Source organism: Pseudomonas sp. SWI36 (assembly GCF_002948105.1).
In the GTDB taxonomy this organism is placed as follows: domain Bacteria; phylum Pseudomonadota; class Gammaproteobacteria; order Pseudomonadales; family Pseudomonadaceae; genus Aquipseudomonas; species Aquipseudomonas alloputida.
In genome coordinates this window covers 68,225-91,324 of the sequence record NZ_CP026675.1, presented here as the reverse complement: position 1 = coordinate 91,324, position 23,100 = coordinate 68,225, and the positions used below count along the sequence as shown (strand labels likewise).

Sequence of the window (23,100 nt, the reverse complement as noted above, 5' to 3'; positions counted from 1 at the left end):
TGCTGTTGTTCGGTCATGTCGTGGTTCTTGCGTTTAGGCGCCGCCCTTGCCGGGAACGCGTTATCGTTGAATTAGAGGTGATATGCTTCGCCGCTTACCAAACAGGGAGGGTGGTAATGAAACTGCGGGAGGGGCACAAGGCGTTTCAGGAATGGTTCACGCCGAGGCGGCGTAGGCGAGCGGGCGGAACCTTACTCGCCATCTGGGCTGTCGGCATCTTCATCTACCCTGGCCAGCACTGGATCTATGTATTGGTGCCAGGAATCATGTGGTTCTTTAGCGCATGGCCCCCGGAGCTTCACAACAAGCGTTGAGTCTTTGGCGGGGCTGCTGAATAGCCGATTGTCCGATTCAGCTCACAGATGAGTCAGACGAATTTGCGTAAAACTGCACGTTCGCTATGGTGGCAATAAACCACCTGACTACAACTAAAGTCGTAGGAGCGTCTCATGAGAATACGCGGTGATGTTTTCTGGGCCTGGGCTGACCCGACGCTTCATCACCGAACTCACGACGAGACACTCGACGATGGGACATACATTGACGTTCAGACGCGGCTGTCGCGGACAGGCAAAACGCAGATGTTCATCGGGGTGTACGCCCCTGGTGGCATGGCTATCCTTGAAGAGGCCTTCGATTCTCGCCCTGGCGAGTCGATGACCAGGGCGCTGGCGTGGGGCGTTGGCCGAGCCCGACGTGTCGCCGCTGAAGGTGCGCCTGCGGCAGGCTTTCTGGCTGCCTCGAAATAGCAGAGGCGCGCAGCGCCGGAGGTCGAGCGGCGACTTACTGTCATCAGCGAAGACGCAGTGCGTGAAATGCCTGCGTCGCCACACTTCCAGCTATCCGACAGAGTGGGCATCATCAGCCTGGCCCGTCATCCTCGCTGGCCAGCGCCCTCACTTTTGGATTTTTTCATCAAGGAGCCGTTGACATAGCGCACCGTGTTTTCCAGGGCTTGTGTCATGTCGGGATGCGTAAACTGGTACTTGCGCTCCAATTGCCTGCTGTTTCCCATGTCGAAGCGCTGCGTCTGAATAAAGTTCAATGACTCGGCGCTGATCGCCAAGCGGGTCGCCAGTCCCGGAATCGTCAATATCGACCTGAGCAACCCTATGGGTATATGGAGGCGGGGTGCCTTGACCTTTAGCGTGTCTGCGATCTGCCCAAGCATTCCCTGCAAGTTCGGTGTTCGCTCATACAGCGCCAGAACTTGCCGGTTGGCCATGGAGGGGTCGAACGCCACGCAAGTTATCATGTTCACCAGATAATCGACGCTGACCAATGGCAACCAGTGACTGGCGGAACCGGGAATAGCTTTAAATCGGCCTTGTGCCAGATTGCGAATGAGTTCGGCAAGCGGTTGTCCGTCCAGGATATGCCCGTTCTCGCTGTGGCCGCACACCGTAGCAGGGTGAACAATCGTGTAATCCGCATCCGCGTCTTGCATATAGCGGATGACTGCAAAATGGGACTCGAGTTTGCTGCCTTCGTAGCCACCTACGCGGGCGTAGACTGCGGGCCAGTTTGTGTTTTCAGGGCACTGAATATCCACCCCGATACTGGCAAGGTGGTTGAGGTTTTGCAGCATGAAGCCGCCTACTATGAGCAATCGGATGCGCTGGCTGGCCGCAAGCCTGGCCACTCTCAGAGCACCTTGGACATTGACTGTGCGGGCGCGCTCCGGTGTCAGCCCCCAGGAAAATTGCGCCGCGAGATGGAAAAATACAGCGGCCGAAGTGACGCGTTCTTTGTCTGCTTCGCTGAGGCCAAGCCCCTCCTGGCTGATATCGCCTTCAACGGCATGGATATACTCAGGGTTACCCCCTAGTTGGCCTACCTGCTCCTTGAGGCGTTCGATGTTACCGGGGCTGCGCATCAGCACCCAGGTCTTGTGCCCCTGCGCAGTAAGAGCGGCCAGCAAATGTTGCCCCACAAAGCCGCTGCCGCCGGTGACAAAGCATTCCACACTCATGTTTGAACCCTTGTTTGGATGATGGGCGCAGGCTAAGGTGTAGAGCCTGCTCTACAGTCAAGGATTTTTAACGTGAATATTGGAGAGTTGGAGCGCCGGAGTGGGCTCAGCCGCCATGCATTGCGCTATTACGAACAGCTCGGGCTTATCGAGCCACACCGACAAGCCAACAACTATCGCAGTTACAGTGAACAGACCGTAGCTGACTTGGCCTTCATACAGAGCGCCCAGGGCGGGGGCTTTTCACTTGCTGAGATTGGGGACATTCTTGTGGCCAGGCGGGGTAACACGATCGATTGCGCGCAAGGCGCCGTCTTGGTCGCCGCCAAGATGGCCGAGATTCAAACGAAGATCAACACGCTACAAGCCGCTTATGTTTTTCTGGACGCGGAGCGTGCCAAGCTCGAAGCCAGTGCTATTGCCAATGGGCAGATAATTCCCTGAAGTCCTGTCCATGACCCTTTTCGATCGAGCGTCAGCCTTCAGGTAAGGTTACACCGCAGATAAATTCATGCGTCCCCAAGCGGTGCGAGCCGAATTCCACCACGTAGGCGTCTCCTCTGCGCTGCGCCTCTGCCATGGCCGTTTTCTGGTCGGCATAAACGTCGACAAAATGCCATGGATGTCGGTCTCTCAGGACCCCCCATCCGATGACCCAGCCTTCCCGCGAAGGGTCCGGCGGCAGGTGCTTCGCCAAGCTTCGAATGGACATACCGATCTCCTCATATGCACAGGCTCGCCCTTGCAGGTTGAGCACTTTTCTTGAACCACACCTAGCGGGCGTCGGTCTTCAGCATGAAGGATGAGTGATATTTTCAGGTTTCCTCATCAAATATTGAAATGTTCGCAGTCTAGGATTGAACTCAAGCCAATTCCACCATCGAGGGAGTCAGGAAATGGATTATTCCAGCATGGTTGAATCGTTGGACAAGATGCTGAAAGCAACGGCTGCAGCCAAGGCCTGCCTGCAGCCGTCAGAGACAGAGCGTCAACCATACCTCCGTAGCCATTCGTCCGCGACGTCACCCATGGTTGATGGGGTGCCACTCTTGATCCAAAGCATGAATCCTCGGTCGAACTTGAATGCTGCCCCGCGCTCGCTGAGTAGAAACTGACGAACCTTCTGCGTGTTGCGGTAATGCTTGTCCAGTGGAGTTGTACGGGTGATCGGCCCGGCGTGCCAGTCTACGGTCATGGTCTGTTCCTTTGACAATTGAGAAAGCAGAAAGCCCGAAGATGTTCATCTACGGGCTCTGCTGTAGTTCCAAACGGCCTGGCTCGGCCTGTCAGCCTTCGAACTGTATCACCATCCGGCCTTTGATCTTGCCCTCCAGCATCTCGTCAAAGATCTGGTTGATATCCTCGATCGGTCGCAGCGTCACCTTGGGCACCACTTTGCCTTCAGCGGCAAACTGGAAGGCTTCCTGCAGGTCCTGGCGTGTACCTACGAGCGAGCCCACCACTTCGATCCCATCAAGCACCAGGCGGGGAATATTCAGGTCCATGGACTCCGACGGAAGCCCGACGGCCACCAGTCGCCCGCCAGCGCGCAAGGCATCGACGGCTGAGTTGAACGCGCCTTTGGCCACGGCAGTAACGACGGCAGCATGTGCGCCACCGGTCTTGGCCTGGATGACCTTCGCGGCGTCTTCGTTGAGCGGGTTGACGACCAGGTCCGCGCCCATCTCGCTGGCGAAGCGCAGTTGCTCTTCGTTGACGTCGATGGCGATGACTTTGGCGTTGAACACATTCTTGGCATATTGCAGGGCCAGGTTGCCCAGGCCGCCGAGCCCGTAGATGGCGATCCATTGGCCGGGGCGAACGTTGGAGATTTTCACTGCCTTGTAGGTCGTGACGCCGGCGCAGGTAATGCTGCTGGCGGCAGCGGAGTCGAGGCCGTCGGGCACTTTAACCGAGTAGTCGGCCTTGACGATGCAGGCCTCCGCCATGCCGCCGTCCACGGTGTAACCGGAATTCTTCACGTCGCGGCACAGGGTCTCGTTGCCGCTGTTGCAGTATTCGCAATGTCCGCAACCCTGGTAGAACCAGGCAACGCTGGCTCGGTCGCCTGGCTTGAGCGAGGTGACGCCCGGGCCAACTTCCTGGACCACGCCAATACCTTCGTGGCCCAGTACTACCCCGGTCTTGTCACCAAAGTCGCCATTTTTGACGTGCAGGTCGGTGTGGCACACACCGCAGCACTGCATCTTCAGCAGCGCTTCGCCGTGTTCGAGAGGGCGCAGGGTTTTCTCTATCACGTCCACGCGACGGCCTGGTGCAACGACAGCAGCTTTCATGAGAGCCTCCGTGTCTATCCGATGTGAGCTTGGGTTATCGTCGGGACAGCATAGACCTTGCCGGGCCAGGCAAAACTGCTTCAGGTCATGGTCAAGGTGGGCGCTTCCACAAAATACCTGCGTATGCCTGGCTGGCCTTTGCGGAAAAAAGAAAAGCCCGCGGCAAGGATGCGGCGGGCTGCAAGAACATACGGAGCAGGGCCAGTGTGCCCATCCGGATGTCGACATTTTGTGAAGGTCAGGTCATGAGGCTGTCATCATCTGCAACGAAGTGCGCAGGGTCATAAAAAAGCCCGCCATGGAAGGCGGGCAAAAGACGTTTGAAGGGAGAGCCTGCAGGTTGCGCCGGTCCGGTTAACCCAGGATTAAGCGACCACGCATTGACCCGGCACCCTGATCAGCCTATACAGGCCTGCCATTATCCCAGGAGCCAGCATGCGCGACGAAGACGACCTGCACGAACCCGAGCACGATCACCTGCTTGACCACGAATTTCTCTATGACGACATGGAGCCCGAGGCAGATGCCCAAGGCGCCGAGGATGAAGTGGAGGAAGACGAGGAAACGCTGGATGACCTCGATGACGAAGAGCGCGATCACCCAGCCTGGTTCGACGACTGCGACGACTGACTCAGCGACCATCCACCGAGAACCGCCCGGGCCCGCTTACCGCGAGCAACAGCAGGCCGCCCATGATGCTGAGGTTTTTCAGAAACTGGGTCATGTTGGCGCTGCGCTCGGGGTCGACCATGTTCCAGAATGGGTGGCCCAGCAGCGCTGTGCCCAGCACGAACAGCGCGAACAGAAAGGCTAACGGCCGTGTGTAGAAACCGAGGATCAACAGGATTGCGACGAGGAACTCCATGATGACGGCAATCCCAGCTGCCAGCATCGGGGCGGGGGCGCCGAGCGAGGTCATGTAGCCTACCGTGCCATCGAAGCCGGTCAGCTTGGCCCACCCAGACAAGACGAAGAGGACCATCAGCAGTACGCGGGCGATCAGGATAATGATGTCGCGTTGACCATCGAACAGGGAGTAGCGCATGGCGGCGTTCCAGTGGACGGGGACAAGCTCCACTTTAGCAGCTGCGCCAGACATTGCTGTCAGGCAGCAAAAAGGCGCCGCGAGGGCGCCTTTTCAACGAAGTTTGGTGCGAGTGGCGGGACTCGAACCCGCAAGGCTCACGCCGACAGATTTTAAGTCTGCTGTGTATACCAATTCCACCACACTCGCACGCTTGAAGGGGTCGCAACGACCAGCTCGCTTCTAAGCAGAAGGGCTTCGCAATCAAGCGCGCTTTATAACCCATTGTTATAGTTGAGTCAACTGCAGCGCCTATGATCAACAGGTAGAAGGGTGATCGAACCGGCAATTGACACCGTGCTGTCGTTACGCCACTGTTGCCCATCATTGGATCCAAGAGTGTAGCGTAATGACTCAGGGCCGAGTTGGCGAAGGTGTGGTGCGTCCACGGTTATTCTGGCGGCTGTTGTTCGCGCAGGTGCTCGTGCTGGCTGCATTTCTTTACATCAGCCTGATCAGCCTGGGCAGTTATCTGTTGTTGCTGGGCTTCGATGCGGAGCACTCACAGCAGCAGCGTATGTTGGCCCTGGCCGGCGGTGGTATGATCATGCTGCTCAGCCTGTGGTTGCTGAAAGTGGCCATGCCGCGATGCATCAGCCCGACACTGGCCGAGCCGGAACGCTGACTGCCTGTAGTCGTTCAGCTGTCTACTGGCAGACACTCCGGGCTACGCTCATTTTCTCCCTCCTGCTGTGCCAGTGGAGTTTGCATGGTTTCAGCTGACTGCCTCGACGCTTCCGTCATGCCCGCCCATCGTTACGAACAGCTGGTTCAGTCGGTGGTGGATTATGCCATCTACATGCTCGACCCTTCTGGCCATGTGGTGTCGTGGAATGCCGGCGCGCAACGGATCAAGGGTTACCGTAGAGATGAAGTGATCGGTAAGCACTTTTCGTTGTTTTTCACGCCGCAGGATTGTGCGGATGGCCGCCCTGAGCGCCTGCTGTGCCAGGCGCTGGAGCAGGGTGTGGCGCAGGACGAAGGCTGGCGGGTGCGCAAGGACGGCACGCAGTTCTGGGCCTTGGCGGCACTGGATGTGATCCGTGATGAAAATGGCCAGATCATTGGCCTGGCCAAGGTGACACGCGATATCACTGACCGTCGCGAGACGGCGCTGCAGCTCGACGCAGTGCGCGCCCAGCTGTTCCAGGCGCAGAAGCTTGAAGCCCTCGGCCAGTTGACCGGTGGTCTGGCGCACGACTTCAACAACATGTTGACCATCATCATCAGCTCGGCGCGTCTGGCGCTGGCCACCCAGGACCCGGCACGCACCCAGCGCATGTTGCAGCACATCCTTGATGCCAGCCAACGCGGCACCGAACTGACCCAGCAACTGCTCAGTTTTGCCCGTCACCGCAAGTTCGATGTGGCCAGCGTTGCCCCGGCAGACCTGGTTAACGCTACGCGTGGCCTGCTTGAACATGCATTGCCAGGCTCGATTGACTTGAAGGTGTTGCTGCAACCGGACCTGCCGTTGATCGAGGTGGATGCCGGGCAACTGCAGATGGTGTTGCTCAACCTGTTGTTCAATGCCCGTGATGCCATCGACGGGCATGGCCGCATCAGCCTGACTGTCGATGTGGTCGAGCTGTTCGGCGAAGTTGAAGGGCTGAAGGGCAGCTTCGTGCGCTTCGAGGTGGAAGACAGCGGCGAAGGCATACCCACAGAGATACTGCCGCGTATCTTCGAGCCGTTTTTCACCACCAAGCCTTTCGGCAAGGGTACCGGCCTGGGGCTCAGCCAGGTCTATGGGTTCGCCCGGCAAAGTGGCGGTGCCATTTGTGTCGACAGCAAGCCTGGCCGGGGAACTTGCATGCGACTGTACTTGCCAATGTATCAGGACCAGACGGATAGCCCACTCGACAGGTAGACAACATGGCACAGGCACTGAAGCGGCTGGTAACGGGGATCGACGGGCTCGACGCGTTGCTCAAGGGTGGCCTGATAGCTGGCGCCTCCTACATTATCCAGGGGCCGCCGGGGGCCGGTAAGACCATCCTCGCCAATCAGCTGGCCTGCGGCCACGTGCGTGGCGGTGGTCGCGTGCTGGTGGCCACTTTGCTGAGCGAGTCGCACGAACGCTTGTTCCAGTACCTGTCCACGCTGGACTTCTTCGACCCGGCGCTGGTCGGTGACAAAATCCAGTTCGTCAGCGCCTTTGATACCCTTGAGCAGGACGGGCTGGATGCGGTGGTGCGGTTGCTGCGCCAGGAAATTGCCCGGCAACAGGCCAGCCTGCTGATCGTCGACGGTGTGCTCAATGCCCGGGTACGTGCGGAAACCGCACTGGACACCAAGAAGTTCGTCTCTGAGCTGCAGGGGCATGCGGCCTTCGCCGGGTGCACCGTACTGTTGCTGACCAGTGCCCGGCTCGACGAGGGCAGCCCGGAACACACCATGGTCGATGGCGTGATCGAACTGGGTGAGCAACTGGTCGGCAGCCGCGCCGTGCGCCATGTCCAATTGCGCAAGACCCGCGGCAGTGGTGCGTTGTCGGGGCGTCACGAATGCCTTATCGATGAGTCCGGCATGCAGGTCTATCCTCGCCTGGAAGCGTTGTTCAGCCACCCCAGCCAATTGGGCAGTGGCACTTTGGCGCGTATCAGCAGCGGCGTACCAACCTTCGATGAAATGCTTGGCGGTGGCTTGGCCACCGGGTCAGTCAGCCTGTTGATGGGGCCTTCGGGGATTGGCAAGACATCATTGGCCCTGGCCTTTCTGGGTGCCAGCACCCCGCAGGCGCCGGGGTTGCATTTCGGTTTTTACGAAACACCCGAACGCCTGCGCAGCAAGGCCGCTTCGCTCGGTTACGATTTTGCCGCGATGGAGCAGGGCGGTAGCTTGCAGCTGTGCTGGCAGCCGACCACCGAGGGCTTGCTGGACCAGGTTGGCGCGCGACTACTGGAGCGTGTAGCGGCGCAGGGCAGCAAGCGCGTGGTGATCGACAGCCTTGGCGCATTCAGCCGCCTGGCTATTGACCCGACGCGGCTAAATGCGTTTTTCCGCGCGCTGGCGGGTGAGTTGCGCGCGCGCGATGTCAGCGTGATGCTGACCTGGGAGATGCGCGACATCTTCGGCGCGGAAATCAGCGCCCCCGCGCCGGACCTGTCGAGTATCGTCGACAACCTTATGCTGATGCGCTTTGTCGAACTGGACTCGCAACTACGGCGCATGCTGTCGGTCCTAAAGGTGCGTGACAGTCACCATGACCCGGCCTTGCACGAGCTGCTGATCGGGCCGCAAGGCATTACCTTGCGCAAGGCGTTCGAAGGTGCCTGCGGTGTGCTTTCGGGAACGCCGACGCCGCAGGAGAGCGGGTGACGGACGAGCCGATGAACACCATCCTGATTGTCGATGACGAATACCTGATCGCCGATATCCTCGGGTTTGCCCTGGAGGACGAAGGTTTCCTGGTGGAAAAGGCGAGCAATGGCTGTAAAGCACTGGAGGCTTTGAAGGAAAAACGCGTGCAGCTGGTGATTACCGACTACATGATGCCGCTACTCAACGGTGAGGAGTTGGCGCGTGCCATCCGCGAGGACCCGGCGTTAAGCGAGTTGCCGGTCATCCTCATGAGCGGCGCACAGGCCAGCCAAGGATGCCCGGCCCTGTTTGCCGCAATATTCGACAAACCGTTCGACATGGATGAGATGATCGCCACGGTGCATCAGTTAATAGGCACCTGAGGCTGGCGGTCGAGCGCATCCATGCCCCTCGGGTGACGCTCAGTGTGAGTCTTCGTGTTTCTCCGGAGCCGGGCTGCCGGCCTGGATGCGTTTGAAGATCTCTTCTCGATGGACCTGTACATCTTTCGGTGCATCGATACCGATCCTCACCTGCATCCCTTTGACGCCCAGAATGGTGACTTTGATGTCATCGTTGATGACGATGCTTTCGCCAACCTTACGGGTGAGTATCAGCATGTAGTTCTCCTTGGTGATGTATAAGTCCGCTGGGCTAGTTGCCGCGGCGGCGGGAGCTTGTCCCTCTTCCTTCTCATTAAAGACGCTTTCGGCGGATAGTAATTCCCCGACAGACAAATTCTGTTGCGTGTCTTCAGTTGCAGGTGCCAAATCAAACCGTCAACGGTTTGTCGGCCAAGGTGCTCGCTGGCAAGAATAGGGGGGTTGGCGGCTAATGGGAAATTTCTTCGCATCATGGGCTGAATAGACAAGCTCAATGGTCCTCCTGTTCCTCGAGTGCCTGAAGAAACAACAGCAAGGCCACTTCCTCCGGGTCCAGGCCTTTGCGCACACGGTTTTTCGGCAAATTGGCCAGGCGCCCCAAGGCATAGTGCTCCAGAACTGCCGGGTGGATGTAGCAGCGCCGGCACACTGCCGGCGTATTGCCCAGGCGCGTGGCTACCTGGCGGACTATTGCGGCGACCTGACGTTTGGCTTCACTCTCCGGCTCCCAGGACAAGGGCTTCAGCAGGTTCAATGCCAGGCTGCTGCCGGCCCAGGTGCGATAGTCCTTGGCAGTAAAGTCGGCACCGGTCAACTGCCGCAGAAACTGATTGACCTCGCTGGAGCCGACACTATGGCGCTGGCCATCTTCATCCAGGTACTGAAACAGTGCCTGCCCAGGCAGTTCCATGCAGCGCTTGAGCAGGTTGGCCAAGCGCCGGTCGTTGAGGGTGACGTTGTGTTCGACGCCGCGCTTGCCGCGGAACTGGAAGCGAATAGTGCTGCCTTTGACCTGCACATGGCGATTGCGCAGGGTGGTCAATCCGTACGACCGGTTATCGCGCAGGTAGCGCTCGTTGCCGATGCGGATCAGGGTGTGGTCCAGCAGGCTCACCACCAGCGCCATGACTTTTTCCCGGTCCAGCCCTGGCCGCGCCAGGTGGGCTTCCAGCTGTGTGCGCAGCTTTGGCAGGGCTTGGGCGAACGCAAGCATGCGCCCGTATTTGTGCTGGTCGCGCAGTTCGCGCCACTGTGCGTGGTAGCGGTACTGCTTGCGGCCACGGGCATCGCGGCCGGTGGCTTGCAGGTGGCCTTGCGGATCGGCGCAGATCCACACATCCGTGTAGGCCGGGGGGATCACCAATGCGGCGATGCGCGCAAGGGTTTCGCTGTCGCGTACCCGTTGGCCATCGGCATCCAGGTAGATGAAACGGTCGCGCCAGCGCCGACGGGTCAGGCCCGGCTGACTGTCGTCAACGTAGTGCAGGGTGCGCGGCAGGGGGCAGTCAAGCATGGGCGGCGGGCCTCGATCAGGTCACTGATCAATGGACAATACGCGCGCTAAGGATGCTCAACCCAAAAGGGCCACCGACTTGATCTGGGCGAACAGTATCTGCCCCGTGTGCAAACCGAGCTGGTCTGCCGAGAAGCGGGTGATGCGTGCAAGCAGGGCATTGCCGCCAGCATCCAGGCTGACCAGCACATGCGCCGGGTTGGCTGCCGGGCAGCTCTCGCGCACACGCACCGGCAGGCGGTTTAGGATGCTCGATGCGCTGTCCGCCGCCAGTGCCAGGCTGACATCCCGGGCCTGCACCTTGACGCGCAGGGTGCTGCCCATCACCTGCGCCGCGTGGGTGATGCGCAGCAGCGGCCCGCTGCTGCCGGGCAGGCGCAGGTCCAGCAGGCCGTAATGCGGGTCGTGCCCAACCACCCTACCTTCGAACACGACGCCGGCGTCGTCGCCTTGGGCCAGCGACAGGTCAAGGCGAGCCAGGGTTTCGCCGATCGGGCCGCTGGCGATCGCCCGGCCTTGTTCCAGCAACACCAGGTGGTCGGCCAGCCGCGCGACTTCATCCTGGGCGTGGCTGACATATATCAGAGGGATGTCCAGTTCGTCGTGCAGGCGCTCCAGGAAGGGCAGTATCTCGCGCTTGCGCGGGCCGTCGAGGGCTGCCAGCGGCTCGTCCATCAACAACAGCCGCGGGCTGCTGAGCAGGGCGCGGGCAATACCCACCCGCTGCGCCTCGCCACCCGACAGGGTTGCCGGGCGGCGGTCCAGCAAGTGGCCGATACCCAGCAGTTGGCACGCCTGGTCGAGGCTGACCTTGCGTTCAGCGGGCGCTACCCGGCGCCAGCCGAACGTCAGGTTGCCGCGCACCGACAGGTGCGGGAACAGGCTGGCTTCCTGGAACACGTAGCCCACCGGGCGCAGGTGCGGTGCCTGGAAGTAGCCTCGGGTGCTGTCTTCCCAGACTTCGCCGTTGACTTCGATATAGGCGCTGGCGGCCCGTTCCAGCCCGGCCAGGCAGCGCAGGCAACTGGTCTTGCCGGAGCCAGAGTGGCCGAACAGCGCGCTGATGCCGCGCCCGGGCAGTTGCAGGTTGACGTCCAGGGTAAAGTCGTCGCGTGCCAGTTTCAGGTGCGCCACAATCGATGCGGTCATTTCAGCTCCAGCCAGCTTTGCCGCGGCGTCCAGCGTACAGCAGGAGCAGCACCAGGAAAGAGAACACCAGCATGGCCCCGGCCAGCCAGTGAGCTTGCGAATACTCCATGGCTTCGACGTGATCGAAAATCTGCACCGAAACCACGCGAGTCTTGTCGGGGATGTTGCCACCGATCATCAGTACGACGCCAAACTCGCCCACCGTGTGGGCAAAGCCGAGGATGCTGGCAGTGACGAAGCCAGGGCGGGCCAGCGGCAGCACCACATGAACGAAGGTATCCCATGGGCTGGCGCGCAGGGTAGCGGCGACTTCCAGGGGGCGCTGGCCGATCGCGCCAAAGGCATTCTGCAGGGGTTGCACCACGAACGGCATGGAGTACACCGTCGAGCCAATCACCAGGCCTGTGAAGCTGAACACCACACTGCCCAGGCCTAGCGCCTGGGTGGCCTGACCAAGCCAGCCGTGCGGGCCAAGGGCGATCAACAGGTAAAAGCCGATCACCGTCGGTGGCAGTACCAGCGGCAGTGCCACCACCGCACCCACCGGCCCGCGCAGCCAAGAGCGCGTGCGCGCGAGCCACCAGGCGACCGGTGTGCCGATGATCAGCAGGATCAGGGTGGTCAGGCTGGCCAGTTTTACGGTCAGCCAGATGGCGCCCAGGTCACTGGCATCGAGTGGCATCAGCGTTCATAACCATAGGATTTGATCACCGCTGCGGCTTTTGGGCCCTTGAGGTATTCGACCAGTGCCTTGGCGGCCGCATTGTCCTTGCCTTTGTTGAGGATGACGGCGTCCTGGCGGATCGGGTCGTGCAGGTTGGACGGCACGATCCAGGCCGAGCCATGGGTTACTTTGCCGTCCTTGTAGATCTGCGAAAGAGCGACGAAGCCCAGCTCGGCGTTGCCGGTGGAGACGAACTGGAAGGCCTGGGTGATGTTCTGGCCTTCGACGATCTTGCCTTTGGTGGCCTCGGTGAGCTTCAGCCCGTCCAGTACCTGGGTGGCGGCCAGGCCGTAAGGTGCCGCTTTCGGGTTGGCGATGGACAGGTGTTTGTATTCGTTCTTTTTCAGCACTTCACCCTTGGCATCTACGTAGCCTTCCTTCGCAGACCACAAGGCCAGAGTGCCGATGGCGTAGGTAAAGCGTGAGCCAGGTACGGTTTCCTTTTCTGCTTCCAGCTTCTTGGGGGTGGTGTCGTCAGCGGCGAGGAACACTTCGAACGGTGCACCGTTCTTGATCTGCGCGTAGAACTGCCCGGTGGCGCCGTAGGCCGCGATCAGTTTGTGGCCGGTGTCTTTTTCGAAGTCCTTGGCGATGGCCTGGACAGGGGCTGTGAAGTTGGCTGCGACCGCGACCTGGACTTCGTCGGCCCAGGCAGTGTTGAAGCCGAGCAGGCTGGCCAGGGCAGTGATGACCAGCTGGGGCGAGCGGATACGCATGAAGACAGCTCCTTGAGATTATCGTTATAGCCTTAACTATATAGCGATAAACCATTGGCCGTGAAGAGGCCATGCCTGCCTGTCAGAGTGCCTGGTGACCGATCACTGCCAATGCCTTACCGGCAATCTCCCGGGTCAGCTCACCCGCCGGCATGTGCCGGCCCAGCCGTAACGCCTGCCCCGACCACAGATTGCTGAAATCACTCTTACCCTGCGGATCGGTGATTGCCCGTAAAGGCATCAGTGCCCCGCCCGCCAGCGGGAAGCGCGGTGCAAGCTCGCTCATCGGCCCCAGCTCGCGCATGAGGCGATTGTTGATGCCGCGCGCCGGGCGGCCGGTGAACAGGTTGGTCAGGGCGGTGTCGCTGGCAGGCGCGCTGTCCAGCGCCCGGCGATGCGCTGGCGACACCTTGGCCTCGGGGCAGAACAGGTAAGCCGTGCCGATCTGCACTGCCGAGGCACCCAGGGCCAGTGCCGCCAACAGCCCGCGGTGGTCGCTGATACCACCGGCAGCAATCACCGGCACGCCGACGGCATCGGCCACCTGCGGTACGAGCGCGAAGGTGCCTATCTGGCTGGTGATGTCATCGCTGAGGAACATGCCGCGATGGCCACCGGCTTCATAACCCATGGCGATGATCGCATCGCAGCCATGGCGCTCCAGCCAGACCGCTTCTTCCACGGTCGTGGCGCTGGACAGTACCTTGGCACCGCTGGCCTTTACCCGCTGCAGCAGTTCGGCCTGCGGCAGGCCGAAGTGGAAGCTCACCACCTCCGGGCGCAACGCTTCGACCAGCAGGCAGCTCTGCTCGTCGAAAGGCGCACGGTTTGACACCGGCGTGGGCGCCGTGAAATCGGCGCCCACTTCGCTGTAATAAGGCTCAAGTGCCTGCTTCCAGCGCGCATCGCGCTCGGCATCGGGCGCTGGCGGCTGATGGCAGAAGAAGTTCAGGTTCAGCGGGCGCCCCGGGCAGCCGGCGCGGAATGCAGCGATCTCGGCGCGCACTTGTTCGCCGCTGAGCATGGCGCAGGGCAGGGCGCCCAAGCCACCTGCCAGGCCCACGGCAATGGCCATGGCCGAGCCGGTCGCCCCCGCCATGGGTGCCTGCAGAATGGGCAGCTCGATGCCCAGCAGGTCGAGGATACGGCGGTCGGGCCAATGGCTCATGCGATTCTCCTTGCGTGGGGCGAGCGCTGCGGCGGGGGCTTGCGGCGAGTCTTACAGGGCCTTGCTGACCTGGATGTCGCTGATTTTCTCGGCGTCTTCGCCGTGGATCTTGCGCAGGGCCTCGAGGGCTTGCTCTTGCGAGGCATCGGGCATCAGCGCGAAATCCCAGCGACGCTGGCCGTCGAGCTTGTATTTGATGACGTACTTGATGGTCTGGGTCATGGTGGCCTTATCTGAGTTTCGACGACGAGCGACGGATGATCTTGATCTTGTGGGTCAGCGTTGGCTTGCGGGTGACCGAGATCGGGCGAGTGGTGACGGTATCGATGGTGATGTTCCAGAAGCCGGTGCTGGGTACGGTGATCTTCGCCGGAAACTTCTCGAAATGGCCGCCGTGGTAGGTATGACGGCCGCCGTTCTTGAAGCTGCGGAAGTTGGCGTCGTTCATCAGGCGGATATTGCAGCGCTGGGAGCACTCGATGACGACAATATCGTCCTCGTTGAGGTGCTCGCGCTGGTGTACGAATTTCATGTGATGCTCCGCAAGGTTTGGATCTGCAAAAGCAAAAGATACCACGATGTGCCGTTACACTGCCGCGTTGATCGCCGGGTGTAGATAATTCTGCCAAAGCAGGGAGCAAAACCGCCTGGATGTGGTCGAAGCGAATTCTTGAAGGCAGAGGTGCAGCAAATGAAGTGGATGGTGGCGGCGTTGTCGGTGACGCTCGGTGGCTGCGTGAGCGTCGCGGAGCTGGAGCAATCGCGTGAAACGATGGATGTGATCTCTGGCAAGAGCCCACGCGCCTATGCCGACTGCGTAAAGGAGAAGCTTGCCGATACGCGTGACCCGCTGACCGAAGAGCAGCGTGGCGATGGCCTGCGGCTGATCGTACCGCAGAAAATCACCTCAGGTGCCGGCCCGGCGGCGTTGGTGGATATCGACAAGCGCGGCAGCGGCAGCAGCATCAAACTGCACGAGCGGCTGAATAACTTCCCGCTGCGCCTTGGCGATGTGCGCACTGCGGCAACGCAATGCATCTCCGGAAGTTGATCTGAAGCAACGGGTCATCCTTTCTCTGCTTATATGTTTTAAGCCTAAACATATAACAAAAGAAAAGGAGATTCGTGATGACACCGTTGAGACGCGTGATGATCGGCAGCTTGCTGATCCTGATCTGGCCCACGGCACATGCCGCTGAGGGTCAGAAGGTCTTCACCCAGGGTGGGGCCAACCCCGCCGCCATGGCCTGCCTGGGTTGCCATGGCCCGGACGGCAATGGCATTGCGGCTGCCGGCTTTCCACGTTTGGCTGGGCTACCGGCCGGTTATCTTGCCAAGCAGTTGCAGGACTGGCGCAACGGCAGCCGCAAGCAGCCAGTGATGGAACCTTTGGCCAAGGCCCTGAGCGACGACGAAATCAAGGCCGTCAGTACCTACCTGGCCAGCCTGCCGGCAGCGCCCGCTGGCGACCTGCACCGCCAGCAGATTGCCGATGACCCGACTACCCGCATGGCCCTGTACGGCGACTGGAGCCGGCAGATTCCAGGTTGCGTGCAATGCCACGGGCCGGGTGGCGGCGGGGTGGGCGAACACTTCCCGCCCTTGGCCGGCCAGCCCGCCAGTTACCTGGTGGCACAGCTCAATGCCTGGCGCGACGGCAGCCGCAGCAATGACCCCAACCAGCTGATGGTCGGCGTGGCCAAGGCCATGACCGATGAGGAGATCAAGGCCGTTGCCGAGTTCTTCGCCCGCCCCGCCAGTCAGGAGGTCACGCCATGAAAACCTTGATTCCCGTCTTGTTGCTGCTGGCCGTGGGCAGCGCCCAGGCCACGCCGATCGCCATGGAAGACCAGTCGCAGTTGAAGGTGCCCGGTGTGCAGGCTGCACCGCAGTTTGTGCCGCCTGCTGAGCGTGAGTTGCCCGATAATGCCTTTGGCAAAATGGTGCGTGAAGGCCACGCCTTGTTCGTCGACACCCGCCGACTGATGCCCGAGGCGGTGGGCAACGGTATGAACTGCAGTAACTGCCACCTCGATCAGGGGCGGTTGGCGCACTCGGCGCCGCTGTGGGGGGCCTACCCGATGTACCCGGCCTATCGCAAGAAGAATGACAAGGTCAACACCTTCGCCGAGCGTATCCAAGGGTGTTTTCAGTTCAGCATGAACGGCAAGCCGCCGGCCGCTGACAGCCCGCAGATGACGGCATTGGCGGTGTATTCATACTGGCTGTCGACCAAGGCGCCGACCGGTGTGGAGATTGCCGGACGTGGTTATCCGGAGGTGGCACAACCCAAGGGCGGTTATGACTTCAAGCGCGGCCAGCAGGTTTACCGTGAACAATGCGCGATTTGCCATGGCGATAACGGTGAAGGGCAAAAGGTCGCAGGCGAGTACGTAATGCCGCCGCTTTGGGGCAAGGACTCCTACAACTGGGGGGCCGGCATGCACCGCATCAATACCGCGGCGTCGTTCATCAAGTACAACATGCCGCTTGGCAAGCCGGGCAGCCTCAGCGATCAGCAGGCCTGGGATGTGGCGGCGTGGATCAACCGCCATGAGCGGCCACAGGACCCGCGGTTGGTAGAGGGATCCATCGAGAAGACGCGGGTGAAGTTTCATGCCAATGATGGGGTTAACCTGTATGGTCAGCAGGTTGATGGGGTGCTGATCGGACAAGGGACGGGTAGCTGAGGTAAGCCGGTGGCGGCCTCTTGGCGCGTGAGCCCGTCGGAGAGGCCGCCACCGGCACGCTGATTTCCCTGTCATCCAACGGTCATGTATGACAGCAATATTTACGATCCCCCGGAACTATCTACACTGGGATATCTCTATGATGGCAACGGTCGTTATCGGGGGCATTGTAAGGTGACTGCCGCCTGATTAGACTGCGCCGAATTCCACAGGCCTAGCCTTTTGTAAGGACGTATATGATCAAAAAATGCTTGTTCCCGGCAGCCGGCTACGGCACGCGCTTCTTGCCTGCTACCAAAGCCATGCCCAAGGAAATGCTGCCGGTGGTCAACAAGCCACTGATCCAGTATGGCGTTGAAGAAGCATTGGATGCGGGTCTGAACGAGATCTCCATCGTTACCGGGCGCGGCAAGCGCGCCCTGGAAGACCACTTCGACATCAGCTACGAGCTGGAAAACCAGATCAAGGGCACCGACAAGGAAAAATACCTGGTCGGTATTCGTCGTCTGCTCAACGAGTGCTCCTTCTCGTACACGCGCCAGACCGAAATGAAGGGCCTCGGCCACGCCATTCTCACTGGCCGCCCACTGATCGGCGACGAGCCGTTCGCGGTGGTGCTGGCGGACGACCTGTGCGTCAACCCGGAAGGTGACGGCGTACTGACTCAGATGGTCAAGCTGTACAAACAGTACCGCTGCTCGATCGTCGCCATCCAGGAAGTCGACCCGCAGGAAACCAACAAGTATGGTGTGATCGCCGGTGAGATGATCCGCGACGACATCTTCCGTGTGACCAATATGGTCGAAAAACCGGCCCCGGAAGACGCGCCTTCGAACCTGGCGATCATCGGCCGTTACATCCTGACCCCGGATATCTTCGACATCATCGCCAACACCAAGCCAGGCAAAGGCGGTGAAATCCAGATCACCGATGCCCTGCTGCAGCAGGCGAAGGATGGCTGCGTGATTGCCTATAAGTTCAAGGGCAAGCGTTTCGACTGCGGTGGCGCCGAAGGCTACATCGACGCGACCAACTTCTGCTTCGAGAACTACTACAAGACTGGCAAGGCTTACTGATAAGCCCTGCTGGCCTCAAAGCCATCCTTCGGGGTGGCTTTTTTGTTTGCGGCGGCCAACGGCGGTATGCTGGACGCCTGCCTGGGAGAGTGAATACATGGCCTTCGATTTTGATCTGTTTGTGATTGGCGCCGGGTCCGGTGGTGTGCGCGCAGCGCGTTTTGCTGCCGGTTTTGGCGCAAAAGTGGCAGTGGCTGAAAGCCGCTACCTGGGGGGGACCTGCGTCAACGTCGGTTGTGTGCCGAAAAAACTGCTGGTATACGGCGCGCACGTTGCCGATGAGCTGGAGCAAGCCGCGGGTTTCGGCTGGACGTTGGAAGAGGGGCATTTCGACTGGGGTACCCTGATTGCCAACAAGAATCGGGAAATCGAGCGCCTTAACGGCATCTACCGTAACCTGCTGGTCAACAGCGGGGTGACCCTGTTGCAGGGCCACGCGCGTCTGACGGGTGCCAACGAAGTGGAAGTGGACGGTCAGCGCTACACCGCCGAGCATATCCTCATCGCTACCGGTGGCTGGCCGCAGGTTCCGGACATTCCTGGCAAGGAACTGGCCATCACCTCCAACGAAGCCTTCTACCTCAAGGGCCTGCCGCGCCGCGTGCTGGTGGTGGGTGGGGGTTATATCGCCGTCGAATTCGCCGGCATCTTCCAGGGCCTGGGGGCCGACACCACACTGCTGTACCGTGGCGACCTGTTCCTGCGCGGCTTCGACGGCTCGGTGCGCACCCACCTGAAGGAAGAGCTGGAAAAACGCGGCCTCGACCTGCAGTTCAACGCCGACATCCAGCGCATCGACAAGCTTGAAGATGGTCGCCTGAAAGCCACGCTCAAGGACGGCCGCGAGCTGGTAGCCGACTGTGTGTTCTATGCCACCGGCCGGCGCCCGATGCTGGACAATCTGGGCCTGGAGAACACCGGCGTCGAGCTGGATGAGCGCGGTTACATCCGGGTCGATGAGCAGTACCAGACCACCGCGCCCTCGATTCTCGCCATTGGCGATGTGATCGGCCGTGTGCAGTTGACCCCAGTGGCCTTGGCTGAAGGCATGGCCGTGGCGCGGCGCCTGTTCAAACCCGAGCAGTACCGCCCGGTGGATTACCAGAACATCCCCACTGCGGTGTTCAGCCAGCCACCCATCGGTACCGTAGGCTTGACCGAAGAGCAGGCGCTGCAGGCCGGGCACAAGGTGCAGGTATTCGAAAGCCGCTTCCGGGCCATGAAGCTGACCCTGACCGACATTCAGGAAAAGACCCTGATGAAGTTGGTGGTCGATGCCGAGACCGACAAGGTGCTGGGCTGCCACATGGTCGGGCCTGACGCTGGCGAAATCATTCAGGGCCTGGGCATTGCGCTTAAAGCCGGTGCCACCAAGCAGCAGTTCGACGAAACCATCGGCGTGCACCCGACGGCGGCTGAAGAGTTCGTGACCATGCGCACCGTCACCCGCTGATGACGCGGAGCCTGCTGTACAGCCTGTAGACGCAGCCTTGCGCTGCTACGAGGTCCTTGCTGACACCGGAATGTTTCTGTCATTCGGGCCTCGTTGCAGCACAAGGCTGCTTCAGGGGGGGGCAAGGCCGGGTCAATACACCCACACCTCGACCCGCCGGTTGCGCAGCCGGCCTTGCTCCAGTTCATTCCCGGCCACTGGCAGTTCATCGCCCATCCCGGTCACCTGCAGCACCTCCACGCCACCGCGCGCCAGTTCGCGGCGCACCGCTTGCGCACGTAGGCGGGAGAGCAGGGCTGCGCGCCCAGGGGTTTCCTTGGGGTCGCCGAACCCCACCAGCACTGCCTTGCCCTGCAGCTTCCCGGCCTGGCGCAGGTACTCTGTCACCCGCTGTACGTCGCGCAGGGCCTTGTTATCCAGGCTGGCGCTTCCTTCCTGAAAGCGGAAGTTCACACTCAGCCGCTGCGCCTGCCGGGCTAGGGTACGATAGGGCGGTGGCATGTCGCTTTGGGGGGCGACAGACAGGGCCTTGATCTGCTGCGAAACGAAACCCTGCTGGGCGATGATCGCCTGGCCGGCCGGGCTCTGGGCAAAATCGACCAGGGCCTTGGCCTGGGGCTTGGGGTTGGCCGGCAGGTAAAAGTACAGGCGCCGTGAAAGTGGGTAGTCCTCGCTGGCCACCCGTGCGCGCTCCGGCAGCAGGGCCGGCGCGTCGCCTTCGGCCACCGCCAGCACCTTGGCCCCGTGTACGGCGGCCAGGCTGCTGAAACCGATGGCCTGGCGGTCGGTACCCACGCGTGCCGCCAATTCGTCACTGGACTCGAAACGCCTGGCCTTGGCCGAAAGCTCGCCATGCTGAGGTTCCAGCACCAGCGCCTTGAAGGTCTCGAAAGTGCCGGAACGGTCGTCACGGGCATACAGATGAATGGCCCCGCCAGGTATGCCCAGTTGTTCCCAGCGCTGGATCTGCCCAGAGAAAATGTGCGCCAGTTGCCGGATGTTCAGTTGGGGTATTGGGTTGTCGGGGTGGACGATGACCGCGACGCCGTCGAGGCCGATCACTTGTTCGGCGCCGGCTGCGCGAAGGTCGCCCAGCGCCTGCAACTGGCGCACTTCACTGTCGTTGATCGGCCGCGAGGCGGCGGCCAGGTCCGCGTCGCCACGGCCCAGCGCGACAAAGCCGGTGCTCGAGCCGTGGGCTGCAATGTCGATGCGCAAGGGCTGGCCGTGCCCGTCGCGGGCGGTGATCACCCATTCGTTGGCCACCTTGCCCGGCTGTTGTTCGATGGCGTTGGCCTGCTGTGCGCGCAATTGCCCCTGTACCAGCGCCGGCAGCAAGGCCGCGCCGATGGTGTTGGAGCCTTGCACGCGCAGGTGCAGGGGCTCAGCCAGGGTCGCGAGTGGTAGCAGGGTGAGCAGCAAGACAAGCAGGCGGAGCATGCCGGGTGACCTGTGGCATAGAGTTGGCCGGCAGATTACGACAGTGGCGTGATGATAATGTGACGGGGCGTACGCCTCCAATAGTGCAGCGCCTGCCAGATCGTGTGCCGCGCGGGCGGTGCTCGATCTGGCAGGCGCTGCAACGCACAAGAGCGTTAATGCGCCCCGGCCGACTTGCTCAGGTCGCTCTCGGCCCATTCGGTATAAATGCAAGCGTCTGCCACTGCCCAACGCACCTTCACGCTGTCGCCCGGCTGCATCGGCATGCCCGCCGCCGACAGTGCCTTCACGGTCAGCTCGGTACCCCCTGCAGTCACCACATGGCAGGTCTGACTTTCACCCAGGAACAGCACTTCGCCAACCTTGGCAGTGACCTCGTTCCAACCCGCCGGCAGCGGTTCACGCATGGCCTGTTCGGCGCTCAGGGCCACGGCCTTTTCCGGGCGCACCATGATCAGTGCATCCTGCGAGGCGGCCAGCCCCGGGGTCAAGCGAATGGCCACTGGCTGGCCCTCGAAGCTGCCCGCGCCGTTGCTGCTGGCCTTGATCCGCAGGAAGTTGGAGTTGCCCAGGAACGATGCGACAAAGGCATTCGGTGGGTTCTGGTACAGGTCGTAACCGGTGCCCAGGCCGACGATCTTGCCGTGGCTGAAAATGGCGATGCGCTGGGACAGGCGCATGGCTTCTTCCTGGTCGTGGGTGACGTAGACGATGGTGATGCCCAGGCGGCGGTGCAACTGGCGCAGTTCGTCCTGCAGGTCTTCACGCAGCTTCTTGTCCAGCGCGCCGAGCGGCTCGTCCATCAGCAGGATGCGCGGCTCGTACACCAGCGCCCGGGCGATCGCCACGCGCTGCTGCTGGCCGCCCGACATTTGCGAGGGTTTGCGGTGCGCGAACTGTTCCAGTTGCACCAGCTTGAGCATGGCGTCGACGCGCTTGGCGGTTTCGGCAGCGCCGAGTTTGCGAATGGCCAGTGGGAAGGCGATGTTGTCACGCACATTCAGGTGCGGGAACAGCGAATACCGCTGGAACACCATGCCAATGTCACGCTTGTGCGGCGGCACGTTGACCAGCGACTGGCCGTCGACCAGGATCTCGCCGCTGCTCGGTGTTTCGAAGCCGGCCAGCATCGACAGGGTGGTGGACTTGCCCGAGCCGCTGGAACCGAGGAAGGTCAGGAACTCGCCGTCCTGGATCTCCAGGTCGAGGTTGTCCACGGCGGTGAAGTCGCCGTAGTGCTTGTTCAGGCCGCGCAGGCTGACCAGGGTTTTGCCGTGCGCGTTGTCTTTGATCACTGCACTCATTGTTGTTTTCTCCGCGCTCAGGCGTTTTCGGTGCGCCGGCGCAAGGCGGCGGCAATGAACATGACCAGCAACGACAGGCCGATCAGCAAGGTCGAAGCCACGGCGATGACCGGGCTCAGGTCCTGGCGCAAGGTGGTCCACATCTTCACTGGCAGGGTCTGCAGGTCGGGGCTGGCCATCATCACGCTCAGCACCACTTCATCCCAGGACACCAGGAAAGCGAACAGGCCACCGGCGATCATGCCGGGGCGGATGGCCGGGAACGTGACCTTGAAAATCGCCTGCAGGCGCGAGGCACCGCAGATCACCGCGGCATCTTCGATCGACTGGTCGAACAGTTTCAGCGAGTTGATGATCGAGATGATGGTGAACGGCAGGGCGACTATCACGTGGCTGACCACGAAGGCGAACAGCGTGCCGGTGTAACCTAGCTTGAGGAACAGTGCGTATACCGCCACGGCAATGATCACCAGCGGCACGATCATCGGCATGGTAAACAGCCCGTACAGCAGCTCGCGGCCCGGGAAGCGGCCACGCACCAGGGCGAATGCGCTGGGCAGGCCCAGCAGCACAGCGGCGATGGTGGTCAGCACGGCCACCTTCAGGCTGGCCAGTGCGGCGTCCATCCACTCCGGGTTGGAGAAGAACTGGCCGTACCACTTGAAGGTCCAGCCCGGTGGCGGGAACACCAGCCACTGTGACGAGCCGAATGACAGCAACACGATGAACACCACCGGCAGCAGCAGGAAGGCCGCGATGACCCCGGTGGTCAGGTACAGGCCCGTGCGCAGCGGGCGGCCCATGGCATTGGGAGACAGGAGCATGGCG

Annotated in this window: 28 protein-coding genes and 1 tRNA gene; 12 read left to right on the top strand and 17 right to left on the bottom strand. The window is 61.3% G+C overall.

Features of this window, described 5'->3' with window-relative positions; translation table 11 throughout:
- Positions 1–449: 449 nt before the first annotated feature.
- Positions 450–749, top strand: coding sequence for a hypothetical protein (locus tag C4Q27_RS29585; protein WP_010954670.1), 300 nt, complete (start codon positions 450–452; stop codon positions 747–749).
- 125 nt (positions 750–874) lie between these two features.
- Here C4Q27_RS29585 and C4Q27_RS00530 read toward each other — a convergent pair whose 3' ends face one another.
- Positions 875–1,972, bottom strand: a complete 1,098-nt coding sequence (locus C4Q27_RS00530) for an SDR family oxidoreductase (RefSeq protein WP_104886223.1) — start codon at positions 1,970–1,972, stop codon at positions 875–877.
- A 72-nt stretch (positions 1,973–2,044) separates the two neighbouring features.
- Here C4Q27_RS00530 and C4Q27_RS00525 point away from each other — a divergent pair, with 72 nt between their 5' ends.
- The gene (locus C4Q27_RS00525; protein ID WP_104886222.1) at positions 2,045–2,416 is read left to right on the top strand and encodes a MerR family transcriptional regulator; all 372 of its coding nucleotides are present in this window, start codon (positions 2,045–2,047) and stop codon (positions 2,414–2,416) included.
- Between the two features lie 31 nt (positions 2,417–2,447).
- Here C4Q27_RS00525 and C4Q27_RS00520 read toward each other — a convergent pair whose 3' ends face one another.
- From C4Q27_RS00520 to adhP, 3 genes are all read right to left on the bottom strand, one after another.
- Positions 2,448–2,684, bottom strand: a complete 237-nt coding sequence (locus tag C4Q27_RS00520) for a hypothetical protein (RefSeq protein WP_104886221.1) — start codon at positions 2,682–2,684, stop codon at positions 2,448–2,450.
- Between the two features lie 276 nt (positions 2,685–2,960).
- Positions 2,961–3,167, bottom strand: coding sequence for a DUF6434 domain-containing protein (locus C4Q27_RS00515; protein ID WP_104886220.1), 207 nt, complete (start codon positions 3,165–3,167; stop codon positions 2,961–2,963).
- Positions 3,168–3,258: 91 nt separating this feature from the next.
- Entirely contained in the window at positions 3,259–4,269 is a 1,011-nt protein-coding gene (adhP, locus tag C4Q27_RS00510) for an alcohol dehydrogenase AdhP (protein ID WP_064492604.1), read from the bottom strand.
- 435 nt (positions 4,270–4,704) lie between these two features.
- Here adhP and C4Q27_RS00505 point away from each other — a divergent pair, with 435 nt between their 5' ends.
- Positions 4,705–4,899, top strand: a complete 195-nt coding sequence (locus tag C4Q27_RS00505; protein WP_020191346.1) for a hypothetical protein — start codon at positions 4,705–4,707, stop codon at positions 4,897–4,899.
- Between the two features lies 1 nt (position 4,900).
- On the opposite strand, the gene C4Q27_RS00500 is transcribed toward C4Q27_RS00505, so the two are convergent.
- Complete coding sequence (locus C4Q27_RS00500) at positions 4,901–5,314, bottom strand: DoxX family protein (RefSeq protein WP_010954664.1); 414 nt, start codon at positions 5,312–5,314, stop codon at positions 4,901–4,903.
- 104 nt (positions 5,315–5,418) lie between these two features.
- Positions 5,419–5,503: transfer RNA gene (locus C4Q27_RS00495), tRNA-Leu, on the bottom strand.
- Positions 5,504–5,702: 199 nt separating this feature from the next.
- Here C4Q27_RS00495 and C4Q27_RS00490 point away from each other — a divergent pair.
- From C4Q27_RS00490 to C4Q27_RS00475, 4 genes are all read left to right on the top strand, one after another.
- Complete coding sequence (locus tag C4Q27_RS00490) at positions 5,703–5,978, top strand: hypothetical protein (protein ID WP_064492603.1); 276 nt, start codon at positions 5,703–5,705, stop codon at positions 5,976–5,978.
- 84 nt (positions 5,979–6,062) lie between these two features.
- Complete coding sequence (locus C4Q27_RS00485) at positions 6,063–7,223, top strand: nitrogen regulation protein NR(II) (protein ID WP_104886219.1); 1,161 nt, start codon at positions 6,063–6,065, stop codon at positions 7,221–7,223.
- 5 nt (positions 7,224–7,228) lie between these two features.
- A complete protein-coding gene (locus C4Q27_RS00480; protein ID WP_064492601.1) occupies positions 7,229–8,674 on the top strand; it encodes an ATPase domain-containing protein in 1,446 nt (481 codons plus the stop codon).
- 11 nt (positions 8,675–8,685) lie between these two features.
- Positions 8,686–9,039, top strand: coding sequence for a response regulator (locus C4Q27_RS00475; protein ID WP_010954660.1), 354 nt, complete (start codon positions 8,686–8,688; stop codon positions 9,037–9,039).
- 39 nt (positions 9,040–9,078) lie between these two features.
- Here C4Q27_RS00475 and csrA read toward each other — a convergent pair whose 3' ends face one another.
- The 8 genes from csrA to C4Q27_RS00440 form a co-directional block, all read right to left on the bottom strand.
- Positions 9,079–9,276, bottom strand: coding sequence for a carbon storage regulator CsrA (gene csrA / locus C4Q27_RS00470; RefSeq protein ID WP_012051904.1), 198 nt, complete (start codon positions 9,274–9,276; stop codon positions 9,079–9,081).
- Between the two features lie 253 nt (positions 9,277–9,529).
- Complete coding sequence (locus tag C4Q27_RS00465; protein WP_104886218.1) at positions 9,530–10,552, bottom strand: DNA topoisomerase IB; 1,023 nt, start codon at positions 10,550–10,552, stop codon at positions 9,530–9,532.
- Between the two features lie 57 nt (positions 10,553–10,609).
- Positions 10,610–11,701, bottom strand: coding sequence for a molybdenum ABC transporter ATP-binding protein (gene modC / locus C4Q27_RS00460; RefSeq protein ID WP_104886217.1), 1,092 nt, complete (start codon positions 11,699–11,701; stop codon positions 10,610–10,612).
- 1 nt (position 11,702) lies between these two features.
- The gene (gene modB / locus C4Q27_RS00455) at positions 11,703–12,383 is read right to left on the bottom strand and encodes a molybdate ABC transporter permease subunit (RefSeq protein ID WP_010954656.1); all 681 of its coding nucleotides are present in this window, start codon (positions 12,381–12,383) and stop codon (positions 11,703–11,705) included.
- The gene (modA, locus tag C4Q27_RS00450; protein ID WP_064492598.1) at positions 12,383–13,141 is read right to left on the bottom strand and encodes a molybdate ABC transporter substrate-binding protein; all 759 of its coding nucleotides are present in this window, start codon (positions 13,139–13,141) and stop codon (positions 12,383–12,385) included. The genes modB and modA overlap by 1 nt, the downstream gene beginning before the upstream one ends.
- Positions 13,142–13,223: 82 nt before the next feature.
- A complete protein-coding gene (locus C4Q27_RS00445; protein ID WP_104886216.1) occupies positions 13,224–14,309 on the bottom strand; it encodes a nitronate monooxygenase family protein in 1,086 nt (361 codons plus the stop codon).
- 51 nt (positions 14,310–14,360) lie between these two features.
- A complete protein-coding gene (locus tag C4Q27_RS29360; protein ID WP_012051910.1) occupies positions 14,361–14,531 on the bottom strand; it encodes a hypothetical protein in 171 nt (56 codons plus the stop codon).
- A 7-nt stretch (positions 14,532–14,538) separates the two neighbouring features.
- On the bottom strand, positions 14,539–14,841 hold the full coding sequence (locus C4Q27_RS00440; protein WP_003250918.1) for a DUF1883 domain-containing protein: 303 nt from the start codon (positions 14,839–14,841) through the stop codon (positions 14,539–14,541).
- A 159-nt stretch (positions 14,842–15,000) separates the two neighbouring features.
- On the opposite strand from C4Q27_RS00440, the gene C4Q27_RS00435 reads away from it, so the two are divergent.
- From C4Q27_RS00435 to gorA, 5 genes are all read left to right on the top strand, one after another.
- A complete protein-coding gene (locus C4Q27_RS00435; protein WP_019438771.1) occupies positions 15,001–15,360 on the top strand; it encodes a hypothetical protein in 360 nt (119 codons plus the stop codon).
- A gap of 77 nt (positions 15,361–15,437) precedes the next feature.
- Entirely contained in the window at positions 15,438–16,088 is a 651-nt protein-coding gene (locus tag C4Q27_RS00430; RefSeq protein WP_004576587.1) for a cytochrome c, read from the top strand.
- Positions 16,085–16,999 (top strand): c-type cytochrome, encoded by a 915-nt coding sequence (locus C4Q27_RS00425; RefSeq protein ID WP_012051913.1) that lies wholly within the window; start codon positions 16,085–16,087, stop codon positions 16,997–16,999. The genes C4Q27_RS00430 and C4Q27_RS00425 overlap by 4 nt, the downstream gene beginning before the upstream one ends.
- A gap of 236 nt (positions 17,000–17,235) precedes the next feature.
- A complete protein-coding gene (gene galU, locus C4Q27_RS00420; protein ID WP_010954649.1) occupies positions 17,236–18,075 on the top strand; it encodes a UTP--glucose-1-phosphate uridylyltransferase GalU in 840 nt (279 codons plus the stop codon).
- Positions 18,076–18,172: 97 nt separating this feature from the next.
- Positions 18,173–19,528, top strand: a complete 1,356-nt coding sequence (gorA, locus tag C4Q27_RS00415) for a glutathione-disulfide reductase (RefSeq protein WP_064490964.1) — start codon at positions 18,173–18,175, stop codon at positions 19,526–19,528.
- A 132-nt stretch (positions 19,529–19,660) separates the two neighbouring features.
- Here the strand turns inward: gorA and C4Q27_RS00410 are convergent, their stop codons facing one another.
- The 3 genes from C4Q27_RS00410 to C4Q27_RS00400 all read right to left on the bottom strand — a co-directional run bounded on the left by C4Q27_RS00410 (position 19,661) and on the right by C4Q27_RS00400 (position 23,096).
- Positions 19,661–20,968, bottom strand: a complete 1,308-nt coding sequence (locus tag C4Q27_RS00410; protein WP_064490965.1) for a substrate-binding domain-containing protein — start codon at positions 20,966–20,968, stop codon at positions 19,661–19,663.
- 155 nt (positions 20,969–21,123) lie between these two features.
- Positions 21,124–22,272, bottom strand: a complete 1,149-nt coding sequence (locus C4Q27_RS00405) for an ABC transporter ATP-binding protein (RefSeq protein WP_064490966.1) — start codon at positions 22,270–22,272, stop codon at positions 21,124–21,126.
- 17 nt (positions 22,273–22,289) lie between these two features.
- Positions 22,290–23,096, bottom strand: coding sequence for an ABC transporter permease (locus C4Q27_RS00400; RefSeq protein WP_003256236.1), 807 nt, complete (start codon positions 23,094–23,096; stop codon positions 22,290–22,292).
- Between the last annotated feature and the right edge of the window lie 4 nt (positions 23,097–23,100).

Excerpts from the sequence above, each read along its gene's own strand:
- modB (WP_010954656.1), bottom strand. The coding sequence starts at position 12,383 with ATGCCACTCGATGCCAGTGACCTGGGCGCCATCTGGCTGACCGTAAAA.
- C4Q27_RS00405 (WP_064490966.1), bottom strand. The coding sequence starts at position 22,272 with ATGAGTGCAGTGATCAAAGACAACGCGCACGGCAAAACCCTGGTCAGC.
- C4Q27_RS00435 (WP_019438771.1), top strand. The coding sequence starts at position 15,001 with ATGAAGTGGATGGTGGCGGCGTTGTCGGTGACGCTCGGTGGCTGCGTG.
- C4Q27_RS29585 (WP_010954670.1), top strand. The coding sequence starts at position 450 with ATGAGAATACGCGGTGATGTTTTCTGGGCCTGGGCTGACCCGACGCTT.
- C4Q27_RS00515 (WP_104886220.1), bottom strand. The coding sequence starts at position 3,167 with ATGACCGTAGACTGGCACGCCGGGCCGATCACCCGTACAACTCCACTG.
- C4Q27_RS00400 (WP_003256236.1), bottom strand. The coding sequence starts at position 23,096 with ATGCTCCTGTCTCCCAATGCCATGGGCCGCCCGCTGCGCACGGGCCTG.
- C4Q27_RS00440 (WP_003250918.1), bottom strand. The coding sequence starts at position 14,841 with ATGAAATTCGTACACCAGCGCGAGCACCTCAACGAGGACGATATTGTC.
- C4Q27_RS00465 (WP_104886218.1), bottom strand. The coding sequence starts at position 10,552 with ATGCTTGACTGCCCCCTGCCGCGCACCCTGCACTACGTTGACGACAGT.
- galU (WP_010954649.1), top strand. The coding sequence starts at position 17,236 with ATGATCAAAAAATGCTTGTTCCCGGCAGCCGGCTACGGCACGCGCTTC.
- C4Q27_RS29360 (WP_012051910.1), bottom strand. The coding sequence starts at position 14,531 with ATGACCCAGACCATCAAGTACGTCATCAAATACAAGCTCGACGGCCAG.
- modA (WP_064492598.1), bottom strand. The coding sequence starts at position 13,141 with ATGCGTATCCGCTCGCCCCAGCTGGTCATCACTGCCCTGGCCAGCCTG.
- gorA (WP_064490964.1), top strand. The coding sequence starts at position 18,173 with ATGGCCTTCGATTTTGATCTGTTTGTGATTGGCGCCGGGTCCGGTGGT.
- C4Q27_RS00430 (WP_004576587.1), top strand. The coding sequence starts at position 15,438 with ATGACACCGTTGAGACGCGTGATGATCGGCAGCTTGCTGATCCTGATC.
- C4Q27_RS00480 (WP_064492601.1), top strand. The coding sequence starts at position 7,229 with ATGGCACAGGCACTGAAGCGGCTGGTAACGGGGATCGACGGGCTCGAC.
- C4Q27_RS00520 (WP_104886221.1), bottom strand. The coding sequence starts at position 2,684 with ATGTCCATTCGAAGCTTGGCGAAGCACCTGCCGCCGGACCCTTCGCGG.
- modC (WP_104886217.1), bottom strand. The coding sequence starts at position 11,701 with ATGACCGCATCGATTGTGGCGCACCTGAAACTGGCACGCGACGACTTT.
- C4Q27_RS00505 (WP_020191346.1), top strand. The coding sequence starts at position 4,705 with ATGCGCGACGAAGACGACCTGCACGAACCCGAGCACGATCACCTGCTT.
- C4Q27_RS00425 (WP_012051913.1), top strand. The coding sequence starts at position 16,085 with ATGAAAACCTTGATTCCCGTCTTGTTGCTGCTGGCCGTGGGCAGCGCC.
- adhP (WP_064492604.1), bottom strand. The coding sequence starts at position 4,269 with ATGAAAGCTGCTGTCGTTGCACCAGGCCGTCGCGTGGACGTGATAGAG.
- C4Q27_RS00475 (WP_010954660.1), top strand. The coding sequence starts at position 8,686 with ATGAACACCATCCTGATTGTCGATGACGAATACCTGATCGCCGATATC.
- C4Q27_RS00500 (WP_010954664.1), bottom strand. The coding sequence starts at position 5,314 with ATGCGCTACTCCCTGTTCGATGGTCAACGCGACATCATTATCCTGATC.
- csrA (WP_012051904.1), bottom strand. The coding sequence starts at position 9,276 with ATGCTGATACTCACCCGTAAGGTTGGCGAAAGCATCGTCATCAACGAT.
- C4Q27_RS00490 (WP_064492603.1), top strand. The coding sequence starts at position 5,703 with ATGACTCAGGGCCGAGTTGGCGAAGGTGTGGTGCGTCCACGGTTATTC.
- C4Q27_RS00485 (WP_104886219.1), top strand. The coding sequence starts at position 6,063 with ATGGTTTCAGCTGACTGCCTCGACGCTTCCGTCATGCCCGCCCATCGT.
- C4Q27_RS00445 (WP_104886216.1), bottom strand. The coding sequence starts at position 14,309 with ATGAGCCATTGGCCCGACCGCCGTATCCTCGACCTGCTGGGCATCGAG.
- C4Q27_RS00410 (WP_064490965.1), bottom strand. The coding sequence starts at position 20,968 with ATGCTCCGCCTGCTTGTCTTGCTGCTCACCCTGCTACCACTCGCGACC.
- C4Q27_RS00530 (WP_104886223.1), bottom strand. The coding sequence starts at position 1,972 with ATGAGTGTGGAATGCTTTGTCACCGGCGGCAGCGGCTTTGTGGGGCAA.